The sequence below is a fragment of the Sporosarcina sp. So3-204 genome, assembly GCF_058068165.1.
The window spans coordinates 1-12426 of sequence record NZ_CM176485.1 but is presented as its reverse complement, the minus strand read 5'-3'; the positions used below and the strand labels follow the sequence as shown (position 1 = coordinate 12426).

The window sequence follows — 12426 nt, the reverse complement described above, 5'->3', positions numbered from 1 at the left end:
CTGTTTATCTTGGTTGATTCTTGATTTGTTTCAATTATTGTTTTATCCAGTTTTCAAAGAACAAGTTTTGAATTATTATTAGTATCCATAAAGACACAAAAAAAATGGTTTTATGGCCGATTAATTAAGCGAAGCTTAATTAATCTTTAATAAACCTTCAAAACTGAACGCAAAACGTCGATTTTCCGTATGCCTAGCTATCATACACCAAAGGTGTAATCCAACTATGGACATATATCCTTAGAAAGGAGGTGATCCAGCCGCACCTTCCGATACGGCTACCTTGTTACGACTTCACCCCAATCATCTGTCCCACCTTCGGCGGCTGGCTCCCCTAAGGGTTACCTCACCGACTTCGGGTGTTACAAACTCTCGTGGTGTGACGGGCGGTGTGTACAAGACCCGGGAACGTATTCACCGTGGCATGCTGATCCACGATTACTAGCGATTCCGGCTTCATGCAGGCGAGTTGCAGCCTGCAATCCGAACTGTGAACGGTTTTATGGGATTAGCTCCCCCTCGCGGGTTGGCGACCCTCTGTACCGTCCATTGTAGCACGTGTGTAGCCCAGGTCATAAGGGGCATGATGATTTGACGTCATCCCCACCTTCCTCCGGTTTATCACCGGCAGTCACCTTAGAGTGCCCAACTTAATGATGGCAACTAAGATCAAGGGTTGCGCTCGTTGCGGGACTTAACCCAACATCTCACGACACGAGCTGACGACAACCATGCACCACCTGTCACCACTGTCCCCGAAGGGAAAAGTATATCTCTATACCGGGCAGTGGGATGTCAAGACCTGGTAAGGTTCTTCGCGTAGCTTCGAATTAAACCACATGCTCCACCGCTTGTGCGGGTCCCCGTCAATTCCTTTGAGTTTCAGCCTTGCGGCCGTACTCCCCAGGCGGAGTGCTTAATGCGTTAGCTGCAGCACTAAGGGGCGGAAACCCCCTAACACTTAGCACTCATCGTTTACGGCGTGGACTACCAGGGTATCTAATCCTGTTTGCTCCCCACGCTTTCGCGCCTCAGCGTCAGTTACAGACCAGAAAGCCGCCTTCGCCACTGGTGTTCCTCCACATCTCTACGCATTTCACCGCTACACGTGGAATTCCGCTTTCCTCTTCTGTACTCAAGCCTATCAGTTTCCAATGACCTTCCCCGGTTGAGCCGGGGGCTTTCACATCAGACTTAACAGGCCGCCTGCGCGCGCTTTACGCCCAATAATTCCGGACAACGCTTGCCACCTACGTATTACCGCGGCTGCTGGCACGTAGTTAGCCGTGGCTTTCTAATAAGGTACCGTCAAGGTACGGGCAGTTACTCCCGTACGTGTTCTTCCCTTACAACAGAGCTTTACGATCCGAAAACCTTCTTCGCTCACGCGGCATTGCTCCATCAGACTTTCGTCCATTGTGGAAGATTCCCTACTGCTGCCTCCCGTAGGAGTCTGGGCCGTGTCTCAGTCCCAGTGTGGCCGATCACCCTCTCAGGTCGGCTACGCATCGTTGCCTTGGTAGGCCATTACCCCACCAACTAGCTAATGCGCCGCGGGCCCATCCTGCAGTGACAGCCGAAACCGTCTTTCAGAGTTCGTCCATGCGGACGAACTGATTATTCGGTATTAGCCCCGGTTTCCCGGAGTTATCCCCATCTGCAGGGCAGGTTGCCCACGTGTTACTCACCCATCCGCCGCTAACAAACTTTGAAGCAAGCTCCAAAGTTTGTTCGCTCGACTTGCATGTATTAGGCATGCCGCCAGCGTTCGTCCTGAGCCAGGATCAAACTCTCCATAATACTGGCTAGCCGATACGCAGCACATTGCGTTGTCAACTTCTCTCACTCCGTCAGTCACGTACTAATGTACGTTCCTTCCTTTGCTCAATGGTTTCCTAGCACTGCACTACGTCTCGACCGCCAGAACATAAAGAAAATGAAAGCTCATTTCTTTTTGCTGGCATTAATAGTTGTAGCGTTAACTACTTCTATTGAATGACAATTTTGTTTCATATAGAAACGTTTATACTCAAGTGCGCCGAAGCGTCCTGAGTTATTAATCATATCGTGTAAACACGAATGACTTATATCGACGTTTTGCTGTTCAGTTTTCAAGGTTCATAACAGAGGAAGTATTTCGTGTTCCTCTTTTTCGTATAATGCCGTTTCGCAACAGCAACTCTTATATTATAACATGCTTTATTCACCGTGTCAACAACTAATTTCAATTTCTTTTTAGTAGTTTAAGTGTTTGTATCGGCAACGTCATTAAATATAACATGTCTCTTTTAGAAATGCAATACCTAATTACAAATATGTTTAAAATTATTTATAATTAGAGTTAACAAGCCCGTAAGTAAAGCTTTTAATCTATTAACTACTATAATATAACCCTTTGAATTGATAAATGTCGATTCGTAGTTAAATCAAGATTTGAATTATCTGCATGAATCTTAACTATTGGTCTCAAGACAGAATCTCTATGAATAAAGATAATTTCACCTAATTCTCCATTTGTTAATTGAACAACTGTACCAATTGATAAATTACATACCAAATCGTACAAAGCCTGAACGACACTAATATTGAACTTTCCAAACTCTTCTTGTTTAATCATCTCTATAACTTTAAAGGGAGACTCTTTAGAGCGATAAACGCGCTCCGATATCATTGCATAGAATACATCTGCTACTGCTAATATTTGTGAATACGTAGATACTTCTTCTAACTTAATACCACGTGGATATCCACTTCCATCCAAACGTTCATGATGCTGTAGAATTGCCATTTTCAATTCTGTACGTAGTAAGGGAGTCGCTTGAACCATTTGGTAGCTATATAATACATGCTTTTTAACTTCATTAAATTCTTCTTTTGTTAGAAATGCTGCTTTTTCTGTAATTGTTTCATCTATTCTAGCCATTCCACAGTCAGCAAGCACCCCAGCTACACCTATTTGCATTATCTCTCCTGAAGGTAACCCCATCTTTTTGCTAATAGTAGATGCAATTAGCCCGACTGCTATTGCGTGGTGGTATTTATAATTTCTTTCATCTGATAGTTCCCCTAACATACTTATTAAGTTTTCTTGATCGATAAATACTTCTAAGAGTGGTATTACAATTGAACGAATCTTAGCTATGTCAGGACGAGTACCAGATGTCCAACTTAAGTATTCCTTTTTGTAACCAGTTATTGCTTTATTATATTCTAATTCAAAGTTTGGTATCTCAATATTAAATTCAGCAAGTACTTCATCTGAATTAAAAGCCATCATACTAACAGATTTGGTTTCTTTATCATTTTTATAGATTGGATCTATAATCATTATTTTTCTAATACCAAAAGCATGAAGTACTTTTATATGCTCATCTGTAATCCTTGTATGCTTATTAATTATTGGATTAATCGTATTTATATATAAATCTTCACTTAAGATTATCCCTGGATGAATTTCATTTACCATAACGTATGATACCAACTAAACTCCCCCCATTTCCAACTAGACCTTTACTCACATAGTACCCTATTAACATAATAATATCGATGACTAAATAGAAAAAACGTTGCTGATCTGACCATTTAGTCAAATCAACAACGTTTAATGTTAGTTATTCATTACTTTCTTCATTCACAGAACTTGACTCATCTGGTTCATGAATTTTTTCAGTTACTTCTTGATCTTCGTCAAATACTTCAATTTCTTCCTTCTCAACTTTAGCTACTGTTGCAACAACTTCATTTTCACCAAGTCGAATCAGTCGAACGCCTTGAGTACTACGACCAATTATTGAAATATCATTAATGTCCATTCGAATTAAAATACCGTTTATTGTAATAAGCATTAAATCTTCTGTTCCATCTACTGCTTTCATAGCAATAAGAGAACCATTCCGTTCCGTGACATGCAAGGTCTTCAAACCGAAACCACCACGTGACTGGATACGGTATTCACTTTGAGGCGTACGTTTACCAAAGCCTTTTTCTGTGACGACCAAAATTTCTTTTTCTTCGTCCACAACATCCATACCGACAGCAATATCACCTTCGCGAAGACGAATACCGCGAACACCGCCTGCAATACGACCCATTGAACGAATATCAGTTTCCTTAAATTTAATTAACATACCGGCTCTAGAACCGATTACGATTTCTTCTTCACCGCTCGTCATTTTAACACCAATTAGTTCATCGTCATCTCGGAGCGTAAGTGCAATTAGACCATTTGCTCGAATATTAGCGAAAGCTTCTACTGGTGTTCGTTTGGCAGTACCATTTTGGGTAACAAAGAAGAAAAACTTACCAGGTTCAAATTTATCCACTGGTATCATTGCAGTTACTTTCTCTTCTTTATCAATGCCAAGTAAATTAATAATCGGCAGTCCTTTAGCCGTTCTACTATATTCAGGTACTTGATATCCCTTCGTTCTAAATACGCGACCTTTACTTGTAAAGAACAAGATTGTGTCATGAGTTGATGTATTTAAAAGATGTTCTACAAAGTCATCATCATTCGTTCCCATGCCTGTTATACCACGACCACCACGTCGTTGGCTGCGGTAAGTATTTGCAGGTAAACGTTTAATATAACCATTATGTGTAAGTGTTAAGACAGAATTTTCAACAGGTATTAGATCTTCATCTTCAAGCATTTCTGCACCGCCTGTTGTAATTTCAGTCCTACGCTTGTCACTAAAACGTTCTTTTACTTCTAATAATTCTTCACGAATAATTGAAAGAAGTTTGTCTTCATCTGCAAGAATTGCGCGCAATTCATCGATTAATAAAATAAGTGCACTATATTCATCCTCTATCTTATCTCGTTCAAGTCCTGTTAAACGTTGAAGACGCATATCTAGAATTGCTTGTGCCTGGCGATCTGACAGGTCAAACTTTTCAATTAAACCTGTTTTTGCCTCATCTGCCGTTTTCGAAGCGCGGATTAATGTAATAATCGCATCAATATTGTCTAATGCGATACGTAATCCTTCTAAAATATGTGCCCGATCTTCAGCTCTTTTCAACTCAAACTGCGTACGTCTACGAATAACAACTTTTTGATGCTCTAAATAATGAAATAGGATCTCTTTTAAAGCAAGCATCTTCGGTTGACCATCAACAAGTGCAAGCATATTAACACCAAAACTTGATTGCAAAGCCGTTTGTTTATAAAGATTATTTAATAAAACATTAGCGTTTGCATCACGACGTACTTCAATTACAATACGCATTCCTGTACGGTCCGATTCATCACGTAAATCTGTGATACCATCAATCTTTTTATCTCTGACAAGCTCAGCAATTTTTTCAATAAGTCTTGCTTTGTTTACTTGGAATGGTAATTCATTAACTAAAATTGTTTCTCTACCGTTTGGTTTTACTTCAACTTCAACTTTACCACGAATAACGACAGAGCCCCGTCCTGTTTCATAGGCTCTTCTTATGCCGCTTCTACCAAGAATTATACCGCCTGTCGGAAAGTCGGGACCTGGAATAATTTCCATTAATTCTTCCGTTGTAATAGCTGCGTTGTCAGCTAATGCTAGAACGGCATCAATTGATTCCCCAAGGTGATGCGGCGGAATATTTGTTGCCATTCCTACGGCAATACCTGTCGTACCATTCACAAGTAAATTGGGATAACGACTTGGCAGAACAATAGGCTCTCGCTCTTGTCCATCGTAGTTATCTTGATAATCAATTGTATCTTTGTTTATATCACGTAATAGTTCCATCGCAATGCGTGACATACGAGATTCTGTATACCGCATTGCTGCAGCAGAGTCTCCGTCTACGGAACCGAAGTTACCATGCCCATCTACAAGCATATAGCGGTAGTTAAAGTCCTGCGCCATCCTAACCATCGTGTCATATACAGCACTATCGCCGTGTGGATGGTACTTACCGATTACGTCACCAACAATACGTGCAGACTTCTTATGTGGTTTATCTGCAGTGTTACCAAGATCTTGCATTGCATATAAAATCCTACGATGCACGGGTTTCAGTCCATCTCTTACATCAGGAAGGGCACGTGAAACAATAACACTCATTGCATAGCCAAGGAATGAGGTCTTCATTTCTTTACTAATATTAATTCCTTTGACTCCACGAATCGGCATATCTGCCATGTTGTTAAACCCCTTTCAATTACCCAATTCTCACGTATCTATATTCTCAGCATATTGAGCATTTTCTTCGATAAATTTACGACGCGGTTCAACATCATCGCCCATAAGTTGTTCAAATGTTGCATCTGCATCTAATGTATCTTCTAGCTCTACTTGGAGTAATGTACGCTGGTCTGGATCCATTGTTGTATCCCAAAGCTGAGTCGCATCCATTTCGCCTAGACCTTTATAACGTGTAATGACTGGTTTCGGTGATATTGGAAGTCTCTCTAATATTTCTTGCAATTCTGGTTCAGTGTAGCAGTACTCTTGATTGCGTCCTTGTTTAACGCGATATAGCGGTGGTTGCGCAATATAAATGTAACCAGCTTCAACAAGCGGTCTCATAAAACGGAATAGAAAAGTTAGAAGTAATGTTCGAATATGAGCACCATCGACATCGGCATCTGTCATAATTATGATTTTATGATAACGTGCTTTCTCGAGCTGAAACTCTTCACCAATTCCTGTTCCAAGTGCAGTGATAATCATACGAATCTCAGCATTACCTAAAATTCTATCTAGTCTTGCTTTTTCAACGTTTAAGATTTTCCCTCGAAGTGGTAATATCGCTTGGAAATGTCTATCTCGACCATTTTTAGCTGAACCGCCCGCGGAATCACCCTCAACTATATACAATTCGCTGATTGCTGGATCTCTCGAAGAGCAATCTGATAGTTTACCGGGAAGACTTGAAACTTCTAATACTGATTTACGTCGCGTAAACTCTCTAGCATTTTTTGCAGCGAGTCTTGCTTGCGCAGCAATTAAACTTTTATCAATAATTTTATGAGCTGTAGCTGGATTTTCAAGTAAAAACCGTTGAAGTCCTTCTGAAAACAATGAATTTGTAATTGTACTTACTTCAGAGTTTCCTAACTTCGTTTTTGTCTGTCCTTCAAACTGTGGATCAGGGTGTTTTATTGAAATAATAGCTGTTAATCCTTCACGTACATCATCACCTGATAAATTTTGATCAGCTTCTTTTAGCCCACCATTTTTCCGCGCATAATCATTTACAACGCGCGTTAATGCTGTTTTGAAACCTGATTCATGTGTTCCGCCTTCGTAAGTGTTGATATTATTTGCAAATGAAAAAAGATTCTCTGCATAACCACTGTTATATTGCATGGCAATCTCGATGGAAATCCCATCTTTTTCGCCCTCTATAAAAATTGGTTCTTCATGAATAGGCTCTTTGTTCTGATTTAGATGCTCTACGTAGGATTTTATTCCACCCTCATAATAATACGTATCCGTGCGAAGTTCATCAGAACGTTCATCTGTAATAGTAATGCGAAGTTTTCGATTTAAATAGGCAAGTTCTCTTAAACGATTGACAAGAATGTCGTATTCATAAGTTGTAGATTCTTTAAAAATGTCAGAGTCTGCTTTAAATCGTACTTTTGTTCCTGTCTCTTCTGAAGTGCCTATTTCACGTAACTCAACTACAGGTATACCGCGTTCAAACTTAATATAGTATTCTTTATTATTACGTTTAACATAAACTTCAGCTTCGGCCGACAATGCATTTACAACAGCAGCGCCTACCCCGTGCAAGCCTCCAGATACCTTATATCCCCCACCGCCAAATTTTCCTCCGGCGTGAAGGATTGTCATAATTACTTCAACAGCTGGTCTCCCAGTAGATTCTTGAATACCAACAGGCATACCACGTCCGTTATCTTCCACTCGAATCCAATCATCTTTTTCCATTGTTACTTCAATATGATCGCAATAACCTGCAAGTGCTTCATCAATACTATTATCAACAATTTCCCAAACTAGATGGTGGAGTCCTCTTGAACTCGTAGTCCCTATGTACATACCTGGACGTTTACGAACGGCTTCTAATCCTTCAAGCACTTGAATCTGGGATTCATCATAAGCCATCGATACATCTTTTTCTTCTAATGGCAAACTGTTCACCTTTCCCTTCTGAAACGTACACCGATTTAATCGGTACGCACTTACGTAAACTTTAAAATGAAATAAGAAACTAAATCAACTTGACCATTATTATATAGCTAACTAGTAAAAATTCTTACTTTTCATTTACTACACCAGCTGATACATTAAAAATATTTGCTTGTTGAATTGTTTTGTGGTCAATTCCAGCAATATTTGTTGTTGTGATGAATGTTTGTACTTCTCCTTGAATAGTATTTAATAAATGAGACTGACGATAATCATCAAGCTCAGACAAGACATCATCAAGAAGTAAAACCGGTGCTTCACCAATCTCTTGTTTCACAAGTTCTATTTCTGCAAGCTTCAAAGACAAAGCAGTTGTTCTTTGCTGGCCTTGTGAACCATAAGTTTGAATGTCATACCCATTCACGAAAAAGTAAAGGTCATCTCTATGCGGACCTAGTAGTGTAATGCCTCTTTCTAATTCACGTTTTCTCACTTCTAGTAATTTTTGTTCTAGTATTGATTCCATCTCTTCTTTAGTATGCCCAGATTCAATGCCTTTTAATGTTCCATATGAAACTTTTAATGTTTCCATTCCCCGGGAAATGCCTTTATGGATTGGTTCAGCCCATTTTTGTAGCAGTTCCATGAAATAAAAACGTTTCCGAATAATTTGTACGGCAACTTGAATATATTGTTCTGTATATACGTCAAACATGACATCAGTGAAGTCTAGTTTACCTCGATTTGCTTTTAGAATAGCATTACGTTGTTTTAATACTTTTTGAAATATTAAAAGATCGTGGAGATAAACTGAAGAGATTTGTCCAATTTCCATGTCTAGGAATCTTCTTCGTACTTGAGGACTGCCTTTAACAATATTTAAGTCTTCAGGTGCAAACATGACAACATTCAATTGGCCTATGTAAAGGCTCAACCGTTTTTGTTCAAGATGATTTACTCTTGCTCTCTTTCCACTTTTCGAAATAACTAGTTCAAGCGGGAGTTTTCCATATTTCCGTTGGATGTCCCCTTCTATTTTACCATATTCTTGGTCCCAGCGTATTAATTCTCGATCATTAGATGTTCTATGGGATTTAGACATTGAAAGAACATAAATTGCTTCCATGATATTCGTCTTCCCTTGAGCATTTTCACCAATTAACACATTGATTTTGGGAGAGAAAGTTAGATCAAGTGAAGTGTAATTTCTGTAGTTCCTTAAAGCAAGACGTTCAATGTGCATCTGATGAGCCATATGACGTGTCATTTATTTTAAATGAACCTACATCTGGAATCTTAATCACATCTTCATGGCGCAATTTTTTTCCGCGACGCTGTTCCTTTTCATCATTTACATAAACAATATTTTCTTCAAGAAACCACTTTGCCATACCTCCAGAGCTAATTAGATTAGTCATTTTAAGAAGTTGTCCAAGCGTTATATATTCTGTAGAAATCTTTAGTTCATTCATCGAACTCCAACCTTTCGTAAACATAGTTTGTTCTTCTATTTTAACGGACTTTCGCCCATAAGTAAAAGAGGATAGTCATTTTTCGACTATCCTCTTTTATCAATATGTTCGAACTGGGAGAATTAATTGAAGTATTGTATCATCATTTACTGATTTTAAGATGAATGGTCGCATTGCACCTGTAAACTGAATTTCAACATCCTGTCCATCAATTGCACGCAAGGCATCCATCATATATTTTGCACTAAACGAGATTTTTAACTCTTCACCTGTTATATCTATTGCTTCGACCATTTCTTCAACTTTACCTACTTCAGGAGAATTTGAAGAAATTTCAATAACTTTTCCTTCATCTGCAGAAAAACGAACAATATTATTTCTTTCCTCTTTTGCGAGAAGTGAAGCACGGTCAATTGCTTGAAGAAGCGAACGACCATTTACAGTAATTGACGTTTTATGTTCTGCTGGAATAAGCCTTGATGTATCTGGATAATTACCTTCGAGTAATCGCGAATAAAATAATACATTACGTGTTTTAAAGAGTACTTGCTGATCCGCAATAATAATATCAACTAATTCACTGTTGTCTGGCAGTATTTTATTTAATTCTTGTAAACTTTTGCCTGGAATTACAAAACTAAATGGAATTGTAGGCATATTTTCTGGTGAAGTAAGTCTTCTCGCCAGTCTATGACTATCTGTTGCAACGCATGAAAGTTTGCCTTCCGTTGCTTCCCAATGAACACCAGTTAAGATTGGTCGCGTTTCTTGTTGAGAAACCGCGAAAACTGTTTCTCTAATAATTGATTTCATCAAGTCCGCTGGTAATGAAAAACGATGTTCATCTTTAACTTCCGGCAATACTGGATAATCATCAGGGCTAGAACCGATTAATTTAAATTCAGATTTACCTGATTTGACTTGGGTTTGTAATCCCTCTGTTACTTGTATTTTTACATCGTTCGTTGGTAACTTACGAATAATTTCACTAAATACTTTAGCTTGTAGAATTATGCTTCCTTTTTCATCTACCTTAATAATTTGTTCTCCATCTCTTTCAGCTGGAATGAAGGTACAGATTGTAATGTCAGAATCACTTCCTGTCATTGTCATGCCTTTTTCATTCACTTCAATTTTTATACCTGTCAAAATTGGAGTAGTTACTTTATGACTGATTGCTTTCATTACATCGCTCACTGCATCAAGCAGTTCATCTCTAATAATTTCAAATTTCATTTCATTACCCCGCTTATATATTTATATTAGTTATTAAGAACTTTAGTAGTAATAGTAATAGGGGCTGTGGATTTGTTAGTAAGTCACTTATTCATTACAGACACTTAGTTTTCCACATGTGTATAACCTGTTCGCTAGTATGCACCAGTTATTCATAGTTATGAACAGATTAGCTTCGCCCAAGTAAGTTCTTAATATCTTTAACATCTTGCTGTAGTGATTTATCTTCTTTTAACATTCCTGAAATTTTCTCATGTGCATGAATAACAGTAGAGTGATCTCGACCGCCAAATTCTGAACCTATTTTAGGCAATGAAAAGTCGGTTAATTCCCTAGATAAATACATAGCGATTTGACGAGGGAATGCAACAGCTCTCGTTCTTTTTTTTGCCGAAAAATCTTCTAATCGCATATTGAAATGCTTACCGACAGTTTTTTGGATGTCGAGTATAGTTACTTTGCGCGGTCTTGCGTTTGGAATGATATCTTTTAATGCTTCAGCAGCTAAATCCATAGTGATGTCGCTATTTACTAATGAAGAGTAGGCAACAACTCTAATGAGTGCACCTTCTAGTTCGCGAATATTTGAATCAACTTCATTTGCAATATGCATCATTACTTCATTAGGAATATCCATGAGTCCATCAGCTTTCGCCTTTTTCCGTAATATTGCAATCCGAGTTTCCAAATCTGGTGGAGTAATATCCGTTATTAATCCCCATTCAAAGCGTGATCTAAGCCGATCTTCCAAGGTTGGTATTTCTTTGGGAGGTCTGTCACTAGAGATAACAATTTGCTTGGATTCTTGGTGGAGCGTATTAAAAGTATGAAAGAATTCTTCCTGAGTCTGTTCTTTTCCAGCAAGGAACTGAATATCATCAATTAAGAGAACATCGACGTTTCTATATTTATTTCGAAACTCAACTGCTTTATTATCACGAATAGAGTTAATAAATTCATTCGTAAATTTTTCAGAAGTTAAATAAACAACTTTTGCTGACGGATTTTGATCAATTACATAATGACCAATTGCGTGCATTAAGTGTGTTTTACCAAGACCTACGCCTCCGTAGATAAATAGCGGATTATATGCTTTAGCTGGTGCTTCAGCTACTGCTAGTGATGCAGCGTGAGCAAAGCGGTTTCCAGAACCAATTACAAATGTGTCAAATGTATATTTAGAATTAAGCATGCCGGTGGCTGTGTTTGAGTATTCCTTTTCAACATCAACTTCAACGGGTTTTTCGATGGGTTTTGGCAACATATAGTCATTTTCTGTCATGTTTTCGGGAACGATAAAATGAATAAGCCGGTCTTCTCCAGTTAATTCGGATAATAGACCAGTTATTAGATGTATATAATGACTTTCTAGCCACTCTTTTGCAAAAGTATTTGGTGCAGCAATTGTGACATTTTCTTCCTCATAAGAAAGGAGTTTCGTCGATTTAACCCAAGTTTGAAAACTGGGCCTTGAAATTCTTTCTTCAATCTTTAGTAATACCTGTGCCCATAATTCATCTAAGTGCTCCAATTCAGTGCCTCCTTTTTATAAAAGTTAAGTGCATGAAGATATGTATTATACACATTATTATAGTCTGTGGATAAATGTTATTAAAAGATGTGGAAAAAAT

Annotated in this window: 7 protein-coding genes and 1 rRNA gene; all 8 read right to left on the bottom strand. The window is 38.5% G+C overall.

Annotation, left to right across the window (positions count from 1 at the left end):
• Positions 1-244: 244 nt before the first annotated feature.
• The 8 genes from AC3RV6_RS00040 to dnaA all read right to left on the bottom strand — a co-directional run bounded on the left by AC3RV6_RS00040 (position 245) and on the right by dnaA (position 12326).
• Positions 245-1800: ribosomal RNA gene (locus AC3RV6_RS00040) — 16S ribosomal RNA — on the bottom strand.
• Positions 1801-2380: 580 nt separating this feature from the next.
• Positions 2381-3481 (bottom strand): HD-GYP domain-containing protein, encoded by a 1101-nt coding sequence (locus tag AC3RV6_RS00035; protein WP_489747471.1) that lies wholly within the window; start codon positions 3479-3481, stop codon positions 2381-2383.
• A gap of 130 nt (positions 3482-3611) precedes the next feature.
• Complete coding sequence (gene gyrA, locus AC3RV6_RS00030; protein WP_489747470.1) at positions 3612-6131, bottom strand: DNA gyrase subunit A; 2520 nt, start codon at positions 6129-6131, stop codon at positions 3612-3614.
• Positions 6132-6161: 30 nt separating this feature from the next.
• Positions 6162-8063, bottom strand: a complete 1902-nt coding sequence (gyrB, locus tag AC3RV6_RS00025; RefSeq protein ID WP_489749314.1) for a DNA topoisomerase (ATP-hydrolyzing) subunit B — start codon at positions 8061-8063, stop codon at positions 6162-6164.
• Positions 8064-8214: 151 nt separating this feature from the next.
• Positions 8215-9330: a DNA replication/repair protein RecF gene (recF, locus tag AC3RV6_RS00020; RefSeq protein ID WP_489749313.1), complete on the bottom strand. Its 1116-nt coding sequence runs from the start codon at positions 9328-9330 to the stop codon at positions 8215-8217.
• A complete protein-coding gene (yaaA, locus tag AC3RV6_RS00015) occupies positions 9320-9559 on the bottom strand; it encodes a S4 domain-containing protein YaaA (protein ID WP_489747469.1) in 240 nt (79 codons plus the stop codon). The genes recF and yaaA overlap by 11 nt, the downstream gene beginning before the upstream one ends.
• Before the next feature lie 99 nt (positions 9560-9658).
• A complete protein-coding gene (dnaN, locus tag AC3RV6_RS00010; protein ID WP_489747468.1) occupies positions 9659-10795 on the bottom strand; it encodes a DNA polymerase III subunit beta in 1137 nt (378 codons plus the stop codon).
• 169 nt (positions 10796-10964) lie between these two features.
• On the bottom strand, positions 10965-12326 hold the full coding sequence (dnaA, locus tag AC3RV6_RS00005) for a chromosomal replication initiator protein DnaA (protein WP_489747467.1): 1362 nt from the start codon (positions 12324-12326) through the stop codon (positions 10965-10967).
• Between the last annotated feature and the right edge of the window lie 100 nt (positions 12327-12426).